This is a genomic window from Anthropogastromicrobium sp. (assembly GCF_037349415.1).
Classification (GTDB): Bacteria; Bacillota; Clostridia; order Lachnospirales; family Lachnospiraceae; genus Anthropogastromicrobium; species Anthropogastromicrobium aceti.
Genome location: NZ_JAXWCK010000024.1, coordinates 1 through 24,089, shown reverse-complemented (window position 1 = coordinate 24,089; position 24,089 = coordinate 1). Strand labels below are relative to the sequence as shown.

General features: G+C 40.2%; 16 protein-coding genes. 2 read left to right on the top strand and 14 right to left on the bottom strand.

Features of this window, described 5'->3' with window-relative positions:
- Positions 1 to 20: 20 nt before the first annotated feature.
- From WJP93_RS03630 to WJP93_RS03585, 10 genes are all read right to left on the bottom strand, one after another.
- Positions 21 to 1,481: a Sapep family Mn(2+)-dependent dipeptidase gene (locus WJP93_RS03630; RefSeq protein WP_337546947.1), complete on the bottom strand. Its 1,461-nt coding sequence runs from the start codon at positions 1,479 to 1,481 to the stop codon at positions 21 to 23.
- 4 nt (positions 1,482 to 1,485) lie between these two features.
- Positions 1,486 to 2,481: a uroporphyrinogen decarboxylase family protein gene (locus WJP93_RS03625; protein WP_337546945.1), complete on the bottom strand. Its 996-nt coding sequence runs from the start codon at positions 2,479 to 2,481 to the stop codon at positions 1,486 to 1,488.
- A gap of 374 nt (positions 2,482 to 2,855) precedes the next feature.
- Positions 2,856 to 4,286, bottom strand: a complete 1,431-nt coding sequence (locus tag WJP93_RS03620) for an RNA-binding domain-containing protein (protein WP_308732540.1) — start codon at positions 4,284 to 4,286, stop codon at positions 2,856 to 2,858.
- A 472-nt stretch (positions 4,287 to 4,758) separates the two neighbouring features.
- Positions 4,759 to 5,661, bottom strand: a complete 903-nt coding sequence (locus tag WJP93_RS03615; RefSeq protein WP_337546942.1) for a family 43 glycosylhydrolase — start codon at positions 5,659 to 5,661, stop codon at positions 4,759 to 4,761.
- Between the two features lie 27 nt (positions 5,662 to 5,688).
- On the bottom strand, positions 5,689 to 6,597 hold the full coding sequence (locus WJP93_RS03610) for a carbohydrate ABC transporter permease (protein ID WP_337546940.1): 909 nt from the start codon (positions 6,595 to 6,597) through the stop codon (positions 5,689 to 5,691).
- Positions 6,598 to 6,618: 21 nt separating this feature from the next.
- The gene (locus tag WJP93_RS03605) at positions 6,619 to 7,554 is read right to left on the bottom strand and encodes an ABC transporter permease subunit (protein WP_337546938.1); all 936 of its coding nucleotides are present in this window, start codon (positions 7,552 to 7,554) and stop codon (positions 6,619 to 6,621) included.
- A 94-nt stretch (positions 7,555 to 7,648) separates the two neighbouring features.
- The gene (locus WJP93_RS03600) at positions 7,649 to 9,286 is read right to left on the bottom strand and encodes an extracellular solute-binding protein (protein ID WP_337546937.1); all 1,638 of its coding nucleotides are present in this window, start codon (positions 9,284 to 9,286) and stop codon (positions 7,649 to 7,651) included.
- 141 nt (positions 9,287 to 9,427) lie between these two features.
- Positions 9,428 to 10,873, bottom strand: a complete 1,446-nt coding sequence (locus tag WJP93_RS03595) for a response regulator (protein WP_337546936.1) — start codon at positions 10,871 to 10,873, stop codon at positions 9,428 to 9,430.
- Positions 10,851 to 12,632: a histidine kinase gene (locus WJP93_RS03590; RefSeq protein WP_337546934.1), complete on the bottom strand. Its 1,782-nt coding sequence runs from the start codon at positions 12,630 to 12,632 to the stop codon at positions 10,851 to 10,853. The genes WJP93_RS03595 and WJP93_RS03590 overlap by 23 nt, the downstream gene beginning before the upstream one ends.
- A gap of 44 nt (positions 12,633 to 12,676) precedes the next feature.
- Complete coding sequence (locus WJP93_RS03585) at positions 12,677 to 13,558, bottom strand: AraC family transcriptional regulator (RefSeq protein ID WP_337546931.1); 882 nt, start codon at positions 13,556 to 13,558, stop codon at positions 12,677 to 12,679.
- Between the two features lie 188 nt (positions 13,559 to 13,746).
- On the opposite strand from WJP93_RS03585, the gene WJP93_RS03580 reads away from it, so the two are divergent.
- A complete protein-coding gene (locus tag WJP93_RS03580; protein WP_337546929.1) occupies positions 13,747 to 15,771 on the top strand; it encodes a TIM-barrel domain-containing protein in 2,025 nt (674 codons plus the stop codon).
- 56 nt (positions 15,772 to 15,827) lie between these two features.
- On the opposite strand, the gene WJP93_RS03575 is transcribed toward WJP93_RS03580, so the two are convergent.
- Complete coding sequence (locus tag WJP93_RS03575; protein WP_337546928.1) at positions 15,828 to 17,282, bottom strand: family 43 glycosylhydrolase; 1,455 nt, start codon at positions 17,280 to 17,282, stop codon at positions 15,828 to 15,830.
- Positions 17,283 to 17,516: 234 nt separating this feature from the next.
- Between WJP93_RS03575 and WJP93_RS03570 the strand changes: the two genes are divergently transcribed.
- A complete protein-coding gene (locus WJP93_RS03570; RefSeq protein WP_337546927.1) occupies positions 17,517 to 19,100 on the top strand; it encodes a glucose-6-phosphate isomerase in 1,584 nt (527 codons plus the stop codon).
- Between the two features lie 68 nt (positions 19,101 to 19,168).
- Here the strand turns inward: WJP93_RS03570 and WJP93_RS03565 are convergent, their stop codons facing one another.
- The 3 genes from WJP93_RS03565 to WJP93_RS03555 form a co-directional block, all read right to left on the bottom strand.
- The gene (locus WJP93_RS03565; RefSeq protein WP_308732458.1) at positions 19,169 to 20,215 is read right to left on the bottom strand and encodes a hypothetical protein; all 1,047 of its coding nucleotides are present in this window, start codon (positions 20,213 to 20,215) and stop codon (positions 19,169 to 19,171) included.
- Positions 20,216 to 20,253: 38 nt separating this feature from the next.
- Positions 20,254 to 22,896 (bottom strand): hypothetical protein, encoded by a 2,643-nt coding sequence (locus WJP93_RS03560; RefSeq protein ID WP_308732459.1) that lies wholly within the window; start codon positions 22,894 to 22,896, stop codon positions 20,254 to 20,256.
- Positions 22,897 to 23,056: 160 nt separating this feature from the next.
- Entirely contained in the window at positions 23,057 to 23,512 is a 456-nt protein-coding gene (locus WJP93_RS03555) for a DUF2798 domain-containing protein (RefSeq protein ID WP_308732460.1), read from the bottom strand.
- Positions 23,513 to 24,089 lie beyond the last annotated feature (577 nt).

Here is a 24,089-nt window from a genome sequence, read left to right as displayed (position 1 = left end):
CTGACCTTTTGACTCTGCTATCATAATGTTACTTTTCTGCAAATCTCAAGGATTCCCTTGATATAAATCACAAGTGCCATCTCAACACGTTTTAACGAGATGGCCTCATCTGGCTGATGATAATCTCCATGTCCTTTTTGGAAAAGTCCCTCTGGAGCTGGCGGCAGCGGCATACCTGTTCCGCATGCAAAGGCTCTTGGAAGCTTTCTTGCATAAGTTCCGCCACTCATAACAAATGGCTTCTCATGATTTTTTGTCAAGCGATTGTAGGTGTCCGTCATAATAGTCACTGCTGGATGCTTCGGATCAAACAATGTTGGCTTTGTATTTCTTGTTACACTAAGCGAAAATCCATTTTCATTTGCTTTCTTTTCTGCTATCACTGCAAGATCTTCTTTACAGCCTGCCGGATACTTTGACAAAAAGCCAAATACCAAGTGACCATCCCTAATCCATCCCTGTGTCACAGTCAATATAGTCGGTCCTGAAATTTCATCCTCAAAAAATGCACCAAGCTGTGTTCCATTACCATCTTTATTAATCGAAGTAATCCATGACAACACTTTGCAGTCATTCTCTGAGGCGAGTTCATATCGACAAATCGCTTCACAAAGAATCGTCAATGCATTGCTTCCGGATTTTGGCGATGCACCGTGAGCTGTTATGCCGCAAGCTGTAAGTTTCCAAGCACACTTTCCATTTTCTGTCTGCATTTGTTCCACCGTTACTGATGATTTCCTTGATGATATAAGCTCTTTAATACGCGGTGCATCCCTGACAACAGCCTCCGCAATATTAGGAACAGAATACAAACCACAGTCACATGACAAAGAAATCAGCCTTTCACTAACGCTGTCATTTGCCGTAAGCTCACCATTGAAACTTCCGCGTTCTCCACAGCATACTGGAAAACCGCTGTCTGGTACAAGAGACAGCTCTGGACACTGATAATGAGCCACAAAATGATCAATATCAAACATGCCAACCTCTTCGCTCGTACCCATATATGCATCAAGGCTATACGGAAGCTTGATTTTGTGTTCCTTCATATATAAAAGAACATATAGCGCCATTACCGCTGAACTTTTATTATCCTGACAACCTCTGGCAATCATATATCCCTGCTCCACAACAGGCTCAAACGGGTCATGCTCCCAGTAGCCTCCTACTGGGACAACATCAAGATGGCTCCAGATTCCAATAGACTTTTCTCCATCTCCATATCGGATTCTACCGACACAAGAGTCAAAATTTTTTGTGTCCAGTCCATACTCCTTGCCAATCTGCAGCATCTCATCTAATACTCTGACACATTCTGGACCATATGGCGGCTTTTTGTCTTCTGTCACGACCGCCACACTTGGGATGCGGCAAATTCTAGTCAGATCCTTAACTAGCTGCGGCATTTTATCAGAAACCCACAATGCAATCTCCTTGTCCTCATCTGTCATCTGTTCTCTTTGCAACTCTCCCAAACTCATCCAATCACCTTCCCGAACGAATACTCTTATCAGTCAAAAGTCCCATAAACTCATCAGCAGCCTCTCTTACCCAGCTAAAACGCTCATGGTCAATATCACTAGGTACTGTACAGTCGCCTCCAAGAATTACTCCAACTGTTCCTGTTTCCTCAAGCAAACGTTTTGTTTCATCCTTTACGGCCTGCTTGCTTCCACTATAAAGAACGCCCATCTTGCGGTTGTCAAATCCTCCTAACACACAACGTCCACCAAAATAATTCTTGCCATCTTTCAAGCTCAAATCTTCAACATAAACTGCCCAATTGACAGTTCTTGCTGGATAGTCTTTCCATACTTCAATTCGATTTTTATCTCCTGCCCAGCCACAGCAATGTAAAATGTTGTTGTCACTTAATGTATTAGCATACTCTAAAACAGCTAACTCAGCCGGCGTTACGATTTTCTTGTACTCCTCTGCCGTAAAACGAAACTCCTCTGCATTTTGAACACAATAATAAATACCAGTGCATCCTGCTTCTTCAATCACACCTTTAATCAGAGATCGAATATCTTCTCCAATTACCTCAAATGCATGACATACTGCTTCTGGATTTGCCTTTAAATGGCTCATAAGAAGCTCCTCGCTTGTACCAAAGCGCATCAAAGACATTGGACAAAATACATTATAAAATACGCAGCACTCATCCTTTACCGCTTCAACTACACCTTTTACGCGAGCAATCTGCTTACGGATATATGGATGATCTGCTCCCATCGGTTTTAAGTTAAACCAGTCTTCTGGGTTCTTAATCTGAGCAATTCCCGGATTTGGATAATTAAAATATCCATCGCACATAACTTTAATCAGATCAAAATCTGCCTCACGGTACAATCTCAAATGCTCATCAATCGTCTCCTGTCCAAAATCATCGTCTGGTGAAAAATGATACCAAAATGCGATTGGAACACGATCCACCGGTTCATTGTGAAATGCATGAAGTACACGTTCTTTCTTTGTCATTATTCTTCCCTTTCTGGCCTTTTTGCCCCTTAACTTTTTTGTTTGAAACAATTATAACAAAGCACTTCTTCCATTTCCATCCATTTTCCGTTTGTTTCTGTGCAAAATCGCTTATTATTCTTGCTTTTGCCAGTTTATTTTGTTCAAAAGGGCAGTGTTTCTGATGTAAAAATGGAATAGACCCCCAGACTGATTGGCAAAATGCCTTCCTTAATCAAGCGTATAAAAAGCCCACATAACCGATTCATTCTACCGGCTATGTAGGCTTCTCTTTTCTTTATGCTATTGTGTCCTTTTTTCTTTGGTGCAGTCAGTTCAAAGCTCAAATCCAATAACTTCTTGTCGTGTCATTCATCCCATAAATCCTATGTCATTTACTTCTTATCTGTTAGTATCCATTTTCCTTTTCGATTAGACCCCTCACGGATGATCTTGCCTTCCTGCTGCATTTTTGCCATAGTACGTTTCACCGTTGCCGCTGAAACAGCAAGTATTTCTCCAAGTGATTTATAGGTAAGCTCAGGAGATTTACGAATCACTTCTTCTAATCGAGTTTCGAGGTCAACTTTGGGGTCAACGAGGTCATGATTGAGGTCATTGAGGTCACGATTGAGATCATTGACCACATTCTGACCTCGATAAAGATTGATTCGGAACGCAACTTCCATGTCGATAAATTCCGGCTCACGCAAACCATATTCCTTCATCGCTTGCATAAGTTTCGGAATACCACTGCCCCAGGCTTCAACAAGATTCATATATGCAAAAGCATTGGCGAGCGACCGATTCCTGATTTTTGAAAATCCCTCTTTCATCAGATCAATCGTAACACCAGGAAGCAGACCACCCGGAGATGTAATTTCCAGTCGATCATCATAAATTGCCACCTGAATGTTTGAAGCCTGAATGTAACTGCAATTCATAATCGCATTTACTATCAACTCACGGATACTATCCGGTGGTAGTTCATAAATATCCTGACGATACACACCTTCCAACCGGCAGCCCATACGGATGTTTCGCAGAACAAATTTTACCGCTTCGTCTACTTGTTCCCAAAGTGGTCCTTCGTAATTCCGGCGATCCAAAAATACTGCACGGGTTGTTCCTTTGAACACACCACATTGTATCATGGAACGTAAGCCGCCTTGCCCTGTCAGATAAACATACGCATTGGTTGGATAGACATTTCCATCTTCACTTCTTTTCAAAATGCCCCAACTGATCAAAACATTTTTTGTCACATCTTTTACGGCTGCTCTCTGAAGATCAGACTTGCTGTTTGCAATAGCAACCTTCTTCATTTGCCTACAAAGCGTATCTATATCTTCATCTGTCACCTTCAAGTCTCTGCGAATCACAGAATCAAAAGCGTGTCCCTCGCATTCATAGTACAATTCTCTAGACATCTCACGATCAGCTGGACGAGTAGTGCCAGACACACGAATATACACACCATTTTCCAAACCATCCGCTTTAATATAATATGGTTTCTGTCGTCCAGCTCTAATTTCGGCAACAATTACTGTTTTTCCATTTATGTTCTGCAAATACACATCTGGGATAATTGTTGGCTCACAGCTATCTGAAATCGCATTGGTAATTGCGTCGATTTCCAGAAAAACAACATCTTCCGAAATTCCAACTACTTCTCTGGTTTTATCATCAATGCCAAATACAATCCGCCCGCCTTTGCCATTTGCAAAAGCAACAACAGTTTTCATGTATTTGATACTCTTATCCGGGCGTTGCACCTTGAACTCTACGTTCTTGGATTCCCCTGCAAGAATTTCCTCTATGGTCATATTGCCACCTCCCATATTTAGTTTGCCCGTATCTCTCTAAAGTAACACATAGGCATTATCCTTATAATATTTTACCACAGGCTATCCCCTTTGAACAGAGAACCGTTATATTCAAAAAGAGAACAACCTGTGAAATTTTAACTATTCAACAGGGTTCATACAAAATCTTACAAAAGATCATTAAGCAAATTCATACACTTAATCTTTTGCTGGAGATTCACACTTCCATAAAAAAAGAAGCCACGATCTGTTTCTCCGAGTAATGGGGGTTCAGACCGTGGCTTTCAAATTGTGCAGACGGCGTCTGCACAATTTTTTCATTCGCCGTAGCAGCTATCAGCGAGTATGATTTTGTGCTTGCTGTTCCTGTTCTTTCTGTCTTTTTTCTTCTTCATTTTTCCAGTCAATTCCAAAAATATGCTGAACTGTCTGCTTTGCAATCAGGTATTCCTGCATTTCTTTTAATTCCCGATCATCTCACACAGCAAAGCTTATCATCCTCTGCATACAGCCTACACCCCTGCACAGCAGTCAATGCACGAAGTCCTACATCCGCACAGTCTTCCGGATACTGTCCAGTAAAATAATAAATCTCTGCTTCACCATTTTCTACTAGAATATCGGCATGATGACCATTTGTCTGATCAGATGGATCCTTGCCTGGCCCTACAAGAAGATTACCTGGGCAACGTTTCCAATTAGTAAAATCATCTGATACATACGCTGAAAGACCCTTCCAGCAATCACATATCATCCATTTCTTTCCACCAAGCTCAAATACATTCGGTCCTTCCTGTGAACAGTCAGAAATTTCCTCTCCAACTACCTCCCATTGATACAGGTCAGTGCTCTGTGCTGCATAAATATGGCTGTCATGGTTTTCATCTTTATACCACATCTTGTAAACACCCGGACAAACCTCATACACACATGCATCAATCACGCGCTCAGATGACAGCTGCAATGTTGACTGATAAGTCCAGTCCCAAAGATTTTCAGATGTATAGTGGAGAATGTGTCTTGGATACTCCCATGTTGTTGGGATTCCTGTAATATAGGATACATACATATGATATGTTCCATTTGCCTCAAAAATCTCTGGTGCCCAAAAGGTATTATGACCATGCTCAATATCAAGATTTTCTAATGTACCGCGATAAAGCCAGCCTTTTTTATCTGTTGACGTTGCCACTCCAATCTTACTTCCATGGATTGATGAAAATCCAACCTGCACCGATGTAGAACGCCTCTGGGTATAAAACATATAGTAGCACGCTTCCTTTTTGTTCCAAATCACCGTTGGGTCTGATGCTCCATCAAAAATAGGATCGCGAAACAACGGTGCTGGAAACCCCTTTTCCATTTTTGTTTCCATATTCTTTTCCTTTCTTTTGCAAAAGTTTTAACCCTTTACGGAACCAACCATAAGTCCTTTTTCAAAGAATTTCTGTGCAAACGGATACATAACAATAAGCGGAATAGATGATAATACCATACATGCCAATTCAATTGTTTTATAATTGCTTGCCTGCTCCGACATTGTACTTAAAACAGAAGAAGCCGCAGTTCCCATTTTGCTCATATTCTCTGCAGTCTGACTAGACTTAATTACGGTCAGCATATAGTAGGATAATGTCTGAAGATCTGTTGATCTTGTGTAATACAAGGTCTGTGTGTAATCATTCCATGTTCCAACAGCAGTAAAAATTGCAAGTGCTGAGAGTACTGGCTTTGACAGAGGCATAAAGATCTTAAAGAAAATTGAATACTCGCTTGCACCATCTAGCTTTGCAGATTCTACAAGTGACACTGGAATTTCTCTGAAGTTTGCATTGTAGATGATTACATTATAAAATCCGCCAAATAAGCTTGGGATGATGTAAACCCAGAAGGTGTTATAAATCTTCATTCCTGTAAACAACAGGAAGTAGGAAATAACACCACCATTTAAATACATGCTGATAAATCCAATTGTGGCATAAAACTTCTTACCGCACAAATAGTTTCTGGAGAATCCATAAGCAAACATAGATGTTATCACTGTCTGTCCTGCTGTTACAATAATTGTTCTTGCCAGTGTTACCAAAAAAGCTTTTACAATCTCATTATTCTTTAACACTGCCTGCCAGCTGGCTGTCGAAAATTCATCTGGAATCAACATTGCATAACCATGCTTTGCAATAGCACTTGCACTGTTAAGTGAATTAATCAGAGAGAACCATACTGGATATAAAGTTATAATTGTAATAAGAATCATAAAGATTCCAAGAATCAAATTGAATGTTTTTGATTTGTTGCTTTTTACTTTCATGCCGAAAACCCAATCCTTTCATCAGAATAAACCATATCCATCTGACAGCTTGCTTACAATTCCATTTGCAAGTAACAACAATGCCAGAGAGAAGAAGGATTTTGTAATGTTAACTGCTGCTGCCATTCCAAACTGAAGCTGCTGAATACCAATCTTATAAATATAAGTATCAATTACCTCACTTCGCTCCAGGTTAAAGGAATTTTGAAGTACATAAATCTGATCAAAGTTGTTATTTAAAATACCGGCAACTGCAAATATTACCATAATCATCACAGTTCCCTTAATACATGGAATTGTGATGCTGATCATTCTGCGGAAACGTCCTGCACCATCAATTTCTGCTGCCTCGTACAATTCCTGATCTACACCAGCAATAGCTGCCGTATACAAAATTGTACTCCATCCAAGCTCCTTAATTAAGTTGGATATAATCGCAATTGCCCAGAATTTTTTCGGCTGTGCCATAAAAACAACTGGATTTTTAAATATTCCTGTATTTACAAGGAAATTATTGATTGGTCCATCTGAACTTAACAGTGTGATAACAATACCACCAAATACAACCCATGAAATAAAATGCGGCATGTAGGTCAGCGTCTGAACAGATTTTTTCAAAAATGGAGATGCAATCTCATTGATCAAAAGCGCAAAAAACAATGCCGCTGGAATATTTACCAGATTGCCAAGCAGGTTAATTCCAAGTGTATTTACTAACATTCTGGTAAAATCGTGGTTTCCAAAAATAATTTTAAAATTCTGGAATCCATACCACTTGCTTGTAAAAATTCCCGCAACGCCCTCCACAACTGAATAATTCTTAAATGCCAGAATTAATCCGAACAATGGAAGAATGCTGAACAGTATGATGCAGATCGTTCCCGGCAGCATCAGCGTATGCAGCTGGAACTGTGTTGCACGATCTTTTCCCAATGTAAAACTTTTCTTTTTATTCATAGCTAGCCTCATTTCCCACATGCTTTTATAAAAAATTTATAGAAAAAGGATGCAAATTTCTTTGCATCCTCCCTCTCCGTTATTTATTTCTTAATTATTTGTACAAGTCTGCATTGATATCTTCAATTTTATTTCCGGTATTCTCGCAGTTTGTCTTATATACTTCATCGTAAGCTGCATCAATGTCAGCGATGCTGTAATCTTCCAGCGTAGATACCATATTGTTGTACTCTGTCTCAAATTCCTCATCTGTCTTTGCAGTAACAATCTTTGCCTTCTGAGACTCCAGATAACTCTTTACCTGAGACAGCTTGATTCCAAGATCACTTGATGGCTCCAGAACAGTATCTGGGAAATCAACTAAAGAAGAATCATAAATATAAGTAGTCTCTTCCCTACCAAATGCAGGCATCAGTGCAATCTCAACACCACGGTTGCTTGTCGGATCCGGAACTGGCTCTGTATGACGCTCAAAAGAGGTATTAGCAAATGGCCAGAATAAGATATTGTTCTCATATAAATCCTTTAATTCCTGTTCACCCTTTTCAGTCTTTGTTACAATTCCCTTATCATCAACTGTGTAATATTCTCCTTCGATTCCATAGTAATCCATCATCAGACCTTCTTCACTTGTAACCCAGCTTAAGAACTCTGCCACCTTCTCAGGCTCATCGCAGCTCTTAGAAACAAATGTCTGAATCCAACCTGTTCCTGCTGACTGATTTATCGGAAGTGCACCCTTTGCTTCATTTTCTGGCGCGATTGCACCGTAAGATACCCAGCTTGTATTCTCCTTATTGATCTGTGCCTGATTTCCAATCCAGCAGAATACTCTTCCTGCTTCCAGATATGTCTTTAAAGCAGCCTCATCAAGTGTCAGAATATTTACATCCAGATATTCCTTCTGGATACAATTATTTATGAATTTAAGTGCATTCTTATATCCCGGGCTTAGCTCCTTATGACGATAATTTCCTTCCTCATCAACTGGAACAGCACCAAAATTCCATGACAGAATACCATCAAGTGATGTATCAATCCATCCATCTGCATGAAGTGCAACTGGAATAACACTCTCACCATTCTCTGTTGTGTAGCCGGAGTTCTTTACAAGCTCGCAAGCCTCATAGAAGCCTTCCTCTGTGGAAACCATCTCCTCGGTAATACCAAGTGCATCCATAATGCTCTTATCAAACATGATGCAGCTGTTTGTTCCTTTTTCTACTACATCTACCCAGCACTCATCATCTGGTGGAAATACCTTTCTGTTATCCGCTGTCTCAATATGAGATGCAAGGCTGTACCATCCGCCAAAACGATCAATCAGAGCCTGCTTGTGATCTTCTGGATAACCCTCTAGCAGCCATGAATCTGGATCATACTTCTCTAAAAATTCCTGCATATCCCATACAGCTCCTGCATTAATCAAGTCCTTCATGCTGTCGCTGTTTGTGATAGAAATGATATCTGGAAGATCATTTGTTGCTAACATAAGTCCAAGCTTTGTCGCTGCATCTGTCGGCGGCTGCTCCAGATTAAATGTAAGTCCAATATTGTCTCTGATGTAATCAAGTGCTGGTGAGGAATCTGTATTCCAATTTGCCGGACCATATCCTGCCACATCTGAATACCAATACACTTCGCTAGTGTCACCTTCTGCAAATGCCGGAACAACAGAAGTTACAGCAAGTGCTGCTGCAAGAATCGCTGATGATACCAATTTCTTTTTCATAAAAATCTCCTTTCCTTTTTCAAGGTCTCTTTGTTTCTGTTCTAGATTATACATTTTCCTCAACTTTTTAATATGTATTTTTTCATTTTTTGTATGGTAATTTGATTACTCTTTCATTTTTCTGCTAAGAACTGTGATTTTTTACAATCCATACTTTTTGCGGTACTCGCTAGGTGTCATTTTAGTCAGGCGTTTAAATGTCTTTGTAAAATAATAATAATCTGAATATCCCGTCTCCTGTGCAATCTCTCCCACTGTCTTTTCTGAATATCGCAGCAGCTCCTTTGCTTTTTCCAATTTCTTTTGTTGGATCAGTTCTGAATACGTTTTTCCAGTCTCTTTCTTAATTAGCTGGCTTAAATAGCCCTGACTGATACCAATCTCGTTTCCCAGCGCCGCCGCAGTAAGATTTTCCATATAGTGGCAGTCAATATATTCACGAATTTGCTCCATAAGCTTAGCAGCTTCATCAAAAACTAATTTATTTTTCAGCATTCCAAAAAACATACTAGCATTTTTGTACTCCACAAGAAGCTCCTCAGCACTCTCACACTCTCGCTCATCTATATACTTTCCATTTTGTGACTCTGCATAGATGCGGTTCATCTGTACAAAATACTTCCACAGCTCATCAATCAAAATTTCTCCCGAAATCACTAAATGCTCAAGTGCTTCAATTGATTCTGATATACTGCTTTTTTGATACCTTATCTGACGAAGCAGTTCATTTTTTCCTTCCCACTCAACTTCCTTGTGATCTACCATCATCTCCAGATTTACAAATTGCGCACTGTCACAGGCATTCTTTGCTCGTCCAAACATTTTATATACTTGAATTTCTTCCTCATAAATCTGGCTGCATCCACAGAAAATTAAAGTTGAAGATGCATCACACATTTTTTGAACATAATCAAGAATACGCTTTGCATGATACTGTGGCAGTTCGCAAAAATCACTTCCAATTACAGCAAACAATTCATTTTTTGCAATCGGAACAATACTTGCATCAAATACCGTCTCTGAAATATTTTTTGCGCAAATCAATTTCTGATCATCTTCAAAGCGATACAGACAAGCCATATAAAAGCGTCGCTTGTTGATCTTTGCCTTATGCATATCACAAAGAAATGCCCATGCACTGCTTGCGTTTTTATATTTGGAGATCATATCGATCATTTCCGACACCGCTAGGGTATCTGTTTCTGCTTTCAGAGCTGTTAACTCCTTACTAAGCCGCTTCATGCAATCTGACAGCTGATCCTTACTCACTGGCTTGACTAAATATTCAAATGCGCCATCCCGAATTGCAATACGCGCATACTCAAATTCAGCAAAACCGCTCACAAGCACTACCTTTGTATTTAAATTTTCTTCCCGTATCTTTCCAAGCAAATCTAGTCCATTTAAACCTGGCATACGAATGTCAGTAACCACTACATCTGGCTTTAACTGTGTAATCTGACCCCATGCCTCCTTGCTTGATGTCGATTTTCCCACTACACAAAATCCATATTCCTCCCATGAAATAAGGCGTTCTAACCCTATCAGCACCCATGGCTCATCATCAATCAAGTATACCTGATACATGTTCCTCTCCTTCCATTTTCCTGTCAAGCGGAACAAGAATCTCTATCCTCGTTCCTTCGCCTTTTTTACTTGTTACATTAAATTCTAACTGATCTGAATAAAACAGCCTAAGTCTTCGATAAATATTGACCATACCAATTCCATGCTTTTGCATAGGAAGAAGACTCGTCCTGTCAAATTCCTTAAGCTTATTTTTAAGCGTTTCCAGCTCTTTTTCATCCATACCGCATCCGCTGTCCCACACACGAATGGCAAGCCGCTCTTTTTCCTTTCCCACAAAAACACCGACTGTTCCGCTTTCTTCCTTTGGCTCTAATCCATGAAATACAGCATTCTCAACTAATGGCTGTATAATCATTTTTGGCATGCACTGCTCCATCACATCCTCTTCAATTTCAATTGAAATAGTATATTTGTTCATAAAACGATACCCAATAATTGATGCATAATCATGAATATGATCTGCAATTTCACGAATCGTTGCATAGCCCTTTCCTCGCACATTATAAGAGAAAAAGCGAGACAATGCTTCAGAAATCTCTGCTATATCCGGAACCTCATACAAAAGTGCCATTCCTCTGATGCATTCAAATGTATTATGCATAAAATGCGGATTAATTTGATTGCGGTATGCCAACAGCTCCGATTGTTTCTTTTGGTAATTGGCTTCTAGCACCTGCTCCTTGCTTTTTAAATTTTCCTCTGTCAACATGTCAATATCATCAAGCATTGCATTAAGATTTTCTGCCAAAATTCCCATTTCATTATGTGATTTTACTTCCATACGGCTTTTTCTGTTTTTTGCATAATAATTCATAAACAATGTCTGCTCACGTATTGGGCGAAGAATACTCACATAGATCACAACAAAAAATAACAGTAACAGCAATCCTATAATCACATAAGTAATGCCATTTATTCGCTGCATATAGTTTAAATTTTGATACAGTGTATGATTTGGAACACTAAGAATCAAATCCCAGCTTGTTTTTTTAATTCCCCCCTTATAAATGCTCCATCCTCGATCAAATTCTTCATTTTCACCAGATCCATTTATAGAAGTATCAGCCACCAAACCTCTTTGCACCATAACCTGATTATCTCCGCCTTTTAATACAAAGCTGGAATCACTCGTTGGAAGACGACCTTCAAGCATTTCATCAAGATATAACATATTTATCAAAATAAAGCATTCTCCACATCGTCCCTTAATCTGTGTCTTATTAATATTATACAGAGGGATTGAAATACCAAAATAGCGTTTCGTTCCAATTTGAATCAAGCTTGAAAAGGTAATAGCATCCTCTGTTGTCTCTGGAATCATATCTTTATAGAAAGTACCCATATTTGCGACTAGCTTTCCATCTCCATCATACAGAGAAATAGTCTCAATGCTGCTTTTAATCGCCTGAATGCTGCTGAACTCCGGACGAATCACCTCTTCCAAAAGCCTGCTTCTCTCACTCAATGATTTTGTATTCAGATATGCATTTACCTCTCTGTCTGACATAATATTATACGCAATTTGAATCAATTCCTGAATGCTTCGCTCCATCTCTGCCTGTGCCTGCTTAAACAGTGATTCATTATACTCCTGATATTCTCTCTTTACACCCTTCTTGGCAATTGCATTTGTTACTGACAACGATCCCACAAATAAAAGAATCGTAATCGCTAAAATCCAGTAATACATAGTCAAAAAACGGACTTTTCCCAAACAATCAAGTAATGCTTTAAATTTACTTTTTATGTTTTTCATTTTTTTCTTCCTCTCAATACTTATTTCCAAAATATTAGTCTCAATTACCGTTTCTGATACTCTCCTGGTGTACAGTGCATGTACCTCCTAAATGTCCTGTTGAAGTAGCTAATGTTATTGTAGCCGCATTCTGTCGCAATCTCACTGATTGGCAAAATGCCATCCTTTAACATGTCACAAGCCACACCGATACGATAATAATTTAAATACTCAATTGCAGTCATTCCTATCTGTGATTTAAAGAAACGGCAAAACTGTCCCTCACTCATATGGAAATATGCTGCAAGGCCACACAAAGTTAAATTCCTTGCATAATTTTCCTGTATATACTGCAAAATCTGCTTGATCATACGCACTCGTTCATCATCCTTTTTCTTTAGAGTAAATGACGTTGCTTCTGCATCCAAGCACAGATAATGCCATATACGAAGCAGATTTGATTTAATCAGCAGCTCATTTTTTGCCATTTCCTGGCTGCAAAGAGCACGTATTTCTTCAAGCGGTTCTTCGATATGCGGCCACATAGCATCATCCTTTTTGAAATGGTCTCTGAAAATAAGCTCACCATTTGCCTGACGGCTGATATATTTTTGCTGAATGTCATCATTGCCATAGCTGCTTATAAGCTCTCTTCCAAAATCAAGCGCATAAAAAGCCAGTGGATTTTTTTCATCTCCCCTAAAGGAGTGTACAATCCCAGCATTAATAAATAAAATATCCCCAGGCTCAATATGCATTGTTCTTGTATTAAGACAAGCCGTTCCAGTACCTCTTGTAATCACCAGAAATTCATACTCCTCATGCCAATGCGGCGGTACTGGCTCTGGCCAGAGAGGTTCCTTTGTCATTTCATGAAGACGCAGATGAAATCGAATGTCTCCGTGAAACTGCATTTCATGAATACGAGCAAATTCTAGTTGGTTCATATGTTTCTCCTCCTTTGTTGCAGTTCACAAGACGCTCATTCGCAAAATCGCACACAACGTGTGAACTGTAAAATCAATTTTGTGTCAGAATCTGTGAAAAATGGTCAAGTATTTTCTTTCTTTTGTTAGTATAATACAATCAGAAGAAATTTGCGATACTTATCGCACTATTTATAAGGAGGTTTTTTATGCAATTTGAAACAGCAAATGGCGTTCTAATAGCCAGAAACGGCGGCGAAATGCTTCGTATTGAGCCGTGGGGCAAAAATTCTCTTCGTGTTCGTGCAACCATGCTTCCAGAATTATCAAATCAAGATTGGGCACTTACAGAAACACCAGAGAGCTCACATGCTGAGGTTGAGTGTCACGAAGTTGACCACTGGGTTGGTGACGGCACTATTGATAAGCGTGAGTCTGCCTCTATCACAAATGGACGCATATGCGCAGTTGTTAACTTTGCAGGTGTTATCACATTTTACCGTGACGGCAGACAGTTTTTACGCGAGTATTATCGCAGCTACGATGGCACATTAAGCCGCGAAAGCCGCTGCTTAAAAACTGTAAACCGCGAGTGGAAGGGCATCATCGGCGGAAGCGAATTCAGTCTGAATCTGAAATTTGACAGCAATGACGGTGAGAAGATCTTCGGTATGGGACAATATCAGCAGCCATATATGGATCTAAAGGGATGTACCCTTGAGCTTGCTCAGAGAAATTCCCAGATAAGTGTTCCTTTTGCTGTATCAAATCTCGGCTATGGTATGCTGTGGAACAATCCAGCTGTCGGACAGGTTACATTCGGAAAGAACTATACTGAATGGACTGCACGTTCCACCAAGCAGATGGATTATTGGCTTACAGTTGCTGACGGACCAAAGCAGATTTTGGAAAATTATACAGCCGTGACAGGACGCGCACCGATGTTTCCTGAGGACCGTATGGGACTTTGGCAGTGCAAGCTTCGTTACCGCACACAGGATGAAGTTCTTAGCGTTGCACGTCAGTACCAGAAGGAAGGCATCCATATTGACCAGATCGTAATCGACTTCTTCCACTGGACTGTTCAGGGTGACTGGAAATTTGATACCACCTACTGGCCTGATCCTAAGGCAATGGTAGATGAACTCCACTCCATGGGCATTAAGGTAATAGTTTCTGTATGGCCATCAGTTGACAGAAAGAGCGAAAACTTCCAGCCAATGATGGATCGCGGTCTTTTGATCCGCACTGAGCGCGGTGCAGCACAAACTTACGACTATCAGGGTGACTGTGTTGAGATTGATGTATTTAATCCTGAAACAAGAAAATACGTATGGGAAATCTGCAAGAAAAATTATTATGATTTTGGCATCGATGCATTCTGGCTTGACAACTCCGAGCCTGATTACGGTGTATACGATTTCGACCATTACCGCTACATTGCAGGTCCTGCTCTCTCCTGCTCTAATATTTATCCGCAGCTGTACAGCCGCGTTTTCTATGACAACATGAAGGATCTTGGCGACGGCACTGTTGTTAATTTACTTCGCTGTGCATGGGCCGGCAGCCAAAAATACGGCAATGTTGTATGGTCTGGCGATGTTCCTAGTACCTTTGAGGCATTCTATGACCAACTTCAGGCAGGCTTAAATATGGGTCTTGCCGGAATCCCGTGGTGGACAACTGATGTCGGCGGCTTCATGACTGATGATGTAAATGATCCAGATTTCCAGCAGCTTTTAATTCGCTGGTATGAGTTTGCTGTTTACTCCGCAGTTCTTCGTATGCACGGTGATCGTGGTCCTTACAACATTCCACCGCTTGATACACGCGACTGGGGCGGCGGCTACCTTCATACAGGACAGCCAAATGAGCTATGGAGCTACGGTGAGGAAAATTACCGCATCATGAAGAAATATTATGATATCCGTATCGAGATGCATGATTACATCAAGCAGCTCTACGAAGAAGCTTCATCAAACGGCTCTCCATTAATTCGTACAATGTTCTATGAGTTCCCAGAGGATTCAAAGTGCTGGGAGCTGCAGGATCAGTACATGTTTGGAAGCGACTACCTGGTTGCTCCAATCTTCCACTTAAATCAGTTTGAGCGTGAGGTTTATCTGCCATCCGGAAAGTGGGAAGATACAAGAGACCATAAGGTTTACAATGGTGGCCAGATAATCACCGCAGACGCACCGCTTGATTCGATGCCAGTATTTAAACGCATTTAATTTTTTCATACAAAAAGTGGAGAAGCTCATTCGCTCCTCCACTTTTTATTGTTTCCTTATTCAACGATGACATCAAATCTCGGTGTTTTATCCTGTTCAAAATAGACACGTCTCATTCCACTTGACACAATCTTTTCCTCAAAGCTTGTAACCGCGTGATAGGCGATCCACAAATTTTGATCCCGATCCCAGAAAAATGAATTGTGCCCCGGACCATACTCGCCTGGAATGGTTGCAAAGCTAGCTACCGGTGTCTTCGCTTTTTCCCACACAGACAAATCACAAAGATCATCTCCATCATTTGCCGTCAACATGCCGATTGCATACAGGTATCCTCTCGCATCGCCTCCCGAATAGGCCAAATAAATTTTGTTATGGTAATAAAATGCATACGGTCCTTCATTATTAATTGTATGCTCCGTATTTTCAAAGCCATACAGTGGTCTGGACAAGCACTTAGGTTCGCTAATCAGCCGTTCTGGATGCACTGGATCAAATTCGGCAATCATTAACATCGAGCCTGTATCAAGCGGTGTTCCAATGTTCTTTCGATGAGACCACACGTAAAAATAGCGTTCTCCCGACTTTACAGGTGTCATATCAATATTAATGCCTTTTTCTGACAAAAGGCCTCCATTTGCCCTTCTTACACGGATTGGCTTTTCCCAATCTTTCAGATTTAAGATGTCGCCATTTTCTTTTAACTTCATAATATGGCACTGCGGATTCCATTCAGAATCACTGACTGTAAACAGCAAATACAAACTTCCATTCAGCACATGAAATTCCGGTGCCCAAAACAGCTGAACAAACCCATTTTCCGTATCCTTATCCAAAATCTTATACGTCTTTACATCTTTTGCAAACAAATCCTCTAGCTCATGCGCTTTTCTCACATAGAAACCAATGTCATTCTCATTGTCGTTCGTTGCAATAAAATAATAGTCATCCTTCCATAACAAAACCACCGGATCAGCAAGTCCCCGCGCAAGTGGGAATTTTAATTTGGGCTCTGTCATCTGCCTTTTTGCATGAAGTGCATTCCAATGATGCTTTATACATTGTGCCATTTCATCCGGTATTGCAATCTGATCGGTCATTCGAATTGCCTCAAGCGTCAAGCCTGTTTTTTCACACAGCTGTGCCCCTGAGCAAATCCCCCATTCGTCAAAAGTCAGAAAATCAGCTGTGCTCCAACTCCAAAAAGATCCCTTGTTTTCGCTGTTCACACTTCCATCAGATTTCCAGTCTTCTCCCGTAATTAAATAGGTAACTGCCCCATCCTTTTTTACTGCTGCTACTTTTAAATTGCCAACAAAGCTTGGTACAATCACATTATCCTCATTCACCCATGCTTTTGGAAATACCAAACCATAATTGTTGTGCAGCGGACACTCCTCTTCATTTTCCTTTACCGACAGATGTACGCTATATGCTAACCCATTCGGATACTGTCCTTTTACCGTCTTTCTGTTATACACCCTAAGAACTTCTTTTTTTCTCTCCTCCATTGTTTTTCTCCCTTTCAATTTCCGATAAAACCAAGAGCAATCTTTATCTGTACGATCTTCTTGGATTGCTGCCAGTCTCTGCACTCAGCTTATCACACACAAATTAAAAACGCAAGTAAAAAGCAAGTTGAAATCCTTGATGTTTTTATGTATAATCAGTCTTGGAGATGGCCTTTGGCATGACCACATACAACGCGTCATGTACGGTGCCACCTATATAAGGAGGATTTTATTATGGCAGCATGGAAAAATCTGGATACACTTGCTTCTTATGGCGAGCTTTCCAAACTGAAAAATCATGTCGATATCGCCAAGGCAATGTCTGGAGAAAACGGAGCTGAGCGTGTCGCAAAATACAGCGTACCGATGGCAGCTGGATTATGCTACAATTACGCTGCAAAAGAGGTTGACGAGACTGTTCTTGCCGCTCTTGAAAAGCTGGCTAACGAGGCTGAGCTTTCTGAAAAATTTGAGGAGCTTTACAACGGTGCCGTTATCAACACTGGAGAAAACCGTATGGTTCTTCATCACCTTGCTCGTGTACAGCTTGGAAAGGCTGTTGTTGCAGACGGCGTTGACAAGCGCGAGTTTTATGTAGCACAGCAGAAGAAGGCAGCTGATTTTGCAAACAAGGTTCACGCAGGTGAGATCACCAATGAAAATGGCGAGAAGTTCACCACCGTTGTTCAGATCGGTATCGGCGGAAGTGATCTTGGTCCTCGTGCTCTTTATATCGCACTTGAGAACTGGGCAAAGGCAAACAACACCTTCAAGATGGAAGCAAAGTTCATCAGCAATGTTGATCCAGATGACGCAGCAGCAGTTTTAGCAAGCGTTGATCTTGCACATTCCTTATTTATCGTTGTATCCAAGTCTGGAACAACACTTGAGACTTTAACTAATGAGGCATTCGTAAAGGACGCACTTGTAAAGGCTGGATTAAATCCATCCAAGCATATGTTAGCTGTTACAAGTGAGACATCTCCTCTTGCAAAGAGTGATTCTTATCTGACTGCTATCTTCATGGATGACTACATCGGCGGACGTTACTCTTCCGTTTCTGGTGTTGGCGGTGCAATCCTGTCTCTTGCATTTGGACCAGAAGTTTTCGCACAGCTGCTTGACGGTGCTGCCGAGGAAGACAAGCTCGCAGCAAACAAGAACATCTTCCAGAACCCAGATATGCTCGATGCACTGATTGGTATTTACGAGAGAAACGTTCAGGGTTATCCGGCTACTGCTGTTTTACCGTACTCTCAGGCATTAAGCCGTTTCCCTGCTCATTTACAGCAGTGTGACATGGAGTCAAATGGTAAGACCGTAAACCGCTTCGGTGAGCCAGTTGACTACCCAACCGGTCCTGTTATCTTTGGTGAGCCAGGAACAAATGGACAGCATTCCTTCTATCAGCTGCTTCATCAGGGCTCTGACATCGTTCCGCTACAGTTCATTGGCTTTAGAAACAGCCAGTTAGGTGTTGATGTTGACATCGAAAACAGCACCAGCCAGCAGAAGCTGTGCGCAAACGTTGCTGCTCAGATCGTTGCATTCGCTTGCGGAAAGAAAGATGACAACTTAAACAAGAACTTCAAGGGACATCGTCCATCAAGTATCATCACCGGTGATAAGCTGACTCCTGCTTCCTTAGGTGCACTTCTTGCTCACTTTGAGAACAAGATCATGTTCCAGGGATTCGTATGGAACTTAAACAGCTTCGATCAGGAAGGTGTACAGCTTGGAAAGGTTCTTGCAAAGCGCGTTCTTGCACATGAAACAGACGGTGCTTTAAAGGCTTACAGTGATCTGTTAAATATCTAATTTGCGTTTAAAAAAGACCAGCGGGAGTTCTCGCTGGTCTTCTTTTATGAATTATCCTGATTATCTTCTTAGATTGAAATAATATTAGCTCGTTCTTTTTCCATTGCTTTTATTAAGAACGTCCTCATTCCTGTTCCAACCCACTGATGCCCACCTGAATGTATACTGTGAATTGGATATGCATTTTCATTAAAAATATGATATGCCTTACGAGTAACGTCTAATTGTGTGATAACATTATTCAATCCTGATTTTCCATTTAGTCCATCCTTTTCTCCACTCTCCACGAAGAACGGACGCGGTGCAATCAATGCCCCTAATTCACCCATATCTGCTGTTTCAAACATATGTGGAATAAAATTACAAGCACAATTTTGTGGAAGTTCAATTAGTGATTCTTTAAATCCATAGAAATATCCACTTGTAATCGCTGCCTTTACCCGATCATCCATAGCAGAAAACCATACAGTTTGCTGTCCGCCTCCTGACATACCTGCACAAGCTAAAAAGCCATTACTTTCTGAAAGTGCAAGTAAATAATCTGCAAGTCGCATCAAATCCCAAACTGCCATTCCAATTACACTTTGTCCAAATCCAATGCAAACCTGAAGTAGTTCACGATGTGAATTCATACGGATTTTCTCTGGTTCGTCTCCTTGCTCTGGAAACTCTCTGCGATCACCACTTCCTCGTTCATCTGGACAAACTACCAAAAAACCATCCTCGAGTGCATCACGAATAAATGCAGTCTGAGATTGAATAGTGCTTTCCTTTCCTCCACCATGTCCATGCGGAACAATCAATATCGGATGTTTTTTCTTTTCAAAATCTGGTTTTTGCTGATCTGGACGCAGCAAATAAAATGGCATCTCAATTTCAGGCTCAGTTTTTATAACCCAATATTCCGCAATCAAATCGTTTACGCGATCAGTGCGCAGATATTGTGCATCTGGTTCACAATACACACATTTATTCATGCCAGTAATTTCCCTTAAACGGTCACGTAAACTCTTTTTCCATGCCTCATGTTCCCCTTTTGTTTTCGCACTATATGCGTGTGTTAACGACCTGTTTTGATATTTTTTCTTATAAGTCTCTAATGTTGTGTAATACATATATACCTCTCCTGATCATCTAATGATCTATGTAGTTTTTAAAAATAATCTAGTGTTACTGGTCCAATTAAACCAGATGGCTCTATTGGCATTGTCATTGAGAAGAAATCTCTCTGTCTATTTGCCAATGTATTTGCGACTTCTACAAGTATACGATTTTCTCCTTCATGAAGCAACTTACCAATCTCAAAACTATATGGCAAAGCTACCCTTACACCTGCCTCCTTTTCATTAACAAGCACATGTGCAGTTTCATATACTTCCCCAAGATTTAACTCGCAACTTTTAACCTTTGGTAAAAATACAGTTGTTTCATATCGCATGACTCCACAAAAATAAGGATGTTTGCGGCAGAAATCTCCAGTTTTTTCTCTCTCCTGCAAAACATATTTTTCTGTTCCCGTCTCTTTTATCCAAAGTTTCCATGCAGCTGGCGTAATCTCAATTTTTCCAGTCTGCAAATCAGTTGCTTTTTTCAACTTCATTATCTCCTGTTTTTCTGCGAGAATTTTAGCATAAGGTGTACAATCACCCATATACAAAACCTTCATCTCACCTGGCACAAGCTGCAAACTTAAATCATTGTTTTCATCCCATTCACAAGGTTCAACAGTATTTTCCCATGCCTGATACCAACAGATACATTCTTTATCCATTTTGTGTGAATCCATCATCCCATCTTCAAAACAAAGTGATGTGTTAATTTCTTCCGTCTCTGACTGATTCATAAATAGCCAAAATTCTCCGTTTTGATGCTTATAATGATAATAGCGTAGCCACGGTTCATATTTTTTTGTTTTAATTTCATCAACTCCAAATGAATATAATATATCTGCTAAATCTTCCTGTTCACAAATTGTCAAATTGTCTTTTATCTGACTAGTCCACTCTCTTAAAATACCATTATTATCCATTGCAAGTGGTTTTTGTCCTACTACAACTATTTTGAGACCTTTTTCGGCTGCCTTGCAAAGCCAATCTGCCAGCATTTTTGTAATACATCTGCTTCCTGATAAAATAAGCACTGGAACCTGCTCATTTTCCCATTTAAGCTTTCCTTCCACTACTGTCATTGTCAACAGTACATCGGTTGGCAAAATCTCATAATCAATCTGATTTCTAAGCAATTGCTTTCCAATTGCCTCTACTGGAAGATATTCTCCTGCCCATTCCTGTTCAGCTGGATATACAACTGCCACAGCAGGAATATGTACTCCATTTGAAATCAAATGACTGACACGATTACAATATTCCATCAAATTTTTAAAATACGGGAATTGTGGATTCATTCCACGTGCATAAAAATGCGGCGGACAATCCGGATCTGGAAAGTCTTTCATTGAAAATGCATGTGGAACAAAATAGTTGATACCATTAACAAGCATATGGTCCAACAGCCATTTCATAAGTTTCAATCCCTCAGCCCATCCATATGCACCAAATACCTCACACAACGCTCTTCCCTTTTTTTTAGAATCCATATGTGCAAGAGATGCTGCCAGTTTTGCAAGTGCATAATGATATAACTCGCCATGATAGCCAAGATTTCCTCCAACACTATGGAATTTGCAGTCATCCAATCCTGGACGAATCTGCTGAAGCACAACATCTATTCCAGCCATATCCTGCCCCCAAAGCGCATGAAAATAATGACCTGCTCCAATTCCCATATGTGCATGCATTCCTCCGTCTTCAATTACATGACCAATATATTCCACACCATGTTGACGACACCAATCTCCAATCTGTTCACAGAAGTTCTCTCCATATAAACGAGCTGCAATATCAGCAAACTGCATACGACACAATCCACTTTTATTTTCGTTTGAATTTCTATCAGGTGTTGTCCAAAGTGCCATTAAATTTTCTGCAAACTCAGATCCCCACAGTTCTTTTAGTCTTTCATGCAATGTCTGACTCCACGGCATCTTCATATTGAATTTTCCAATATTAGCATCATGACCATATTCGCCGCCAAAGCTTCCGATTTCAGGCTCATCAGAGAAAAATCCTGCAAATGTTTTTCCAAAATCATCTTTATAGTGTGCATAATGAGGCTCATATATCTGATCAATAAAATAACGCACAGCATCATGATCAATCGTATTAATATAATTTTTTCTTCCAGTTCCTTTTCGAGTTGTTTTTATTACATTGACACACCAAAGTCCATTCGGCACATCTACAAACACTCTTCCATCCGACACCTGACTTGTCAAATCCTTTACTTCTGTCAGGCTATCCTGATTATCACGATCACGTTTTCCCATCGTCACTGCAACTAATTCTTCCCCTTGTTCCAGTATAATAAGCACACTTCTTCCCTGCTTTGGTCCAACAATATCAACACCATACTGTGTCAAATATATTTTACCATATGGCGAATCTGGTGCAATTTTTCCGTTGCAAAAGCCAGAAGGAAAGTGTGCATCATCTAAAACCCAGACACGCATATTTAATTCCTTTGCCTTTGCCATAATTATATCCAAATCTCTCCACCAGCCTTCTCCTACAAAATCTGGGTGTGGACGTGATTCGACGCAAACAGCTTTTATACCACTATCATAAATTCGCTGCATTCCCTCTTCTAATAATTCCTTTGATTCTCCATGCTGCCAGAAAAAGGGTAAAATATAATTATCTTCCTTTCCCTGTAGCACATCCATTAAACGCGGTTCCATCTACTTGTGCAATCCTTTCTGCTTCGTAAAATTTTGTAATCTCAGTATATCACACTTTTCATTTTCATCTAGTGATATTTTTACTCAAACATAAGAGCCTGCCATAAGTATGCGTAAAATTGATGCATACCCATGACAGGCTCCTTTTTCTATAGTAGTATTATTTCTTTTCTCTGAAAATTGCACGGAAAATCAGTCGTACTAGCGGGCCGCAATAAAACATCTGATACAAAATGGCCATCGGAAAATTCATGCCCCAGGTCTGTACCCATGTTGGGAAGTCCTTTGTATCCTTAAAAAGAATCGTTGCGATCAGGCTCATTATCGGGCACATGATACAGCAAATACAAATTGAAATTGCGTAGGTAATAAACTGCGGACGATCATCTGGTCTCATAACAGTAAATGCAAGCATTCTAGCAAGTTTCCCTACTACAAAAAATTCTAAAATGAATGCAATTGGAACCATTATCGGCATCTCGTGAAGTGCTGCTATAAAGGTTTCCCCTCTCACACCTCCCATATTGAGCGCAACATTATAAACGATCATTCCGTAAACCATAATGGTCGCCATGATTGCTGTGAAAATAACATCTTGAAACTTATTTTTTGGCATAATAAAATCCCTCCGTATGATAAAATGATACAAACAACTTGCGTGGCGGCAATTGCGTCATGTGTTGTTCGTTATAAAATTTTTAGGCAAAAACCCAGGGACTTGCCCCTGGGATGAAGCCAAGAAATATTTTTCTAAATCTTTAATGTCTATATCTTCTGAATATAACAGATCTAACAGCATAAAAGGCACATTTAATTAAAAAATTTATACTATTAAATCGGGAAAAAATCACATTCTTTGAACTTGCACATTGAGAAATTAAAGGAAAATGCCAGTTGACGGATGAAGAACGTGACTGACAATGAATATCATAGTAATAATCATTGTGTTACAGTTCACGGATGGGTTGAAAAAAGCCCATCGGCGCAATGGTTTCGTCAGCCTCTCTTTTCCGCAGGCACCTGTTACGTTATTTATTATCTTATGTTACTTTGAAAGTCCTGCTTCAACGTTCGGCTTCGTGAAAGCCATTCGCCTCAGGGCTTTGCCATAAACATTGTCTGATCCGTGAACAGTAACACCATTGTAACTATCAAATGAAACATCCTGTCGTCTGGAGAGCCTGACGTTAAAC

Coding starts and splice junctions, on each gene's coding strand:
- WJP93_RS03620 (WP_308732540.1), bottom strand. CDS start 4,286: ATGACCATAGAGGAAATTCTTGCAGGGGAATCCAAGAACGTAGAGTTC.
- WJP93_RS03575 (WP_337546928.1), bottom strand. CDS start 17,282: ATGGAGGAGAGAAAAAAAGAAGTTCTTAGGGTGTATAACAGAAAGACG.
- WJP93_RS03560 (WP_308732459.1), bottom strand. CDS start 22,896: ATGGAACCGCGTTTAATGGATGTGCTACAGGGAAAGGAAGATAATTAT.
- WJP93_RS03610 (WP_337546940.1), bottom strand. CDS start 6,597: ATGAAAGTAAAAAGCAACAAATCAAAAACATTCAATTTGATTCTTGGA.
- WJP93_RS03615 (WP_337546942.1), bottom strand. CDS start 5,661: ATGGAAACAAAAATGGAAAAGGGGTTTCCAGCACCGTTGTTTCGCGAT.
- WJP93_RS03570 (WP_337546927.1), top strand. CDS start 17,517: ATGGCAGCATGGAAAAATCTGGATACACTTGCTTCTTATGGCGAGCTT.
- WJP93_RS03585 (WP_337546931.1), bottom strand. CDS start 13,558: ATGAACCAACTAGAATTTGCTCGTATTCATGAAATGCAGTTTCACGGA.
- WJP93_RS03595 (WP_337546936.1), bottom strand. CDS start 10,873: ATGTATCAGGTATACTTGATTGATGATGAGCCATGGGTGCTGATAGGG.
- WJP93_RS03555 (WP_308732460.1), bottom strand. CDS start 23,512: ATGCCAAAAAATAAGTTTCAAGATGTTATTTTCACAGCAATCATGGCG.
- WJP93_RS03590 (WP_337546934.1), bottom strand. CDS start 12,632: ATGAAAAACATAAAAAGTAAATTTAAAGCATTACTTGATTGTTTGGGA.
- WJP93_RS03565 (WP_308732458.1), bottom strand. CDS start 20,215: ATGTATTACACAACATTAGAGACTTATAAGAAAAAATATCAAAACAGG.
- WJP93_RS03600 (WP_337546937.1), bottom strand. CDS start 9,286: ATGAAAAAGAAATTGGTATCATCAGCGATTCTTGCAGCAGCACTTGCT.
- WJP93_RS03630 (WP_337546947.1), bottom strand. CDS start 1,481: ATGAGTTTGGGAGAGTTGCAAAGAGAACAGATGACAGATGAGGACAAG.
- WJP93_RS03625 (WP_337546945.1), bottom strand. CDS start 2,481: ATGACAAAGAAAGAACGTGTACTTCATGCATTTCACAATGAACCGGTG.
- WJP93_RS03580 (WP_337546929.1), top strand. CDS start 13,747: ATGCAATTTGAAACAGCAAATGGCGTTCTAATAGCCAGAAACGGCGGC.
- WJP93_RS03605 (WP_337546938.1), bottom strand. CDS start 7,554: ATGAATAAAAAGAAAAGTTTTACATTGGGAAAAGATCGTGCAACACAG.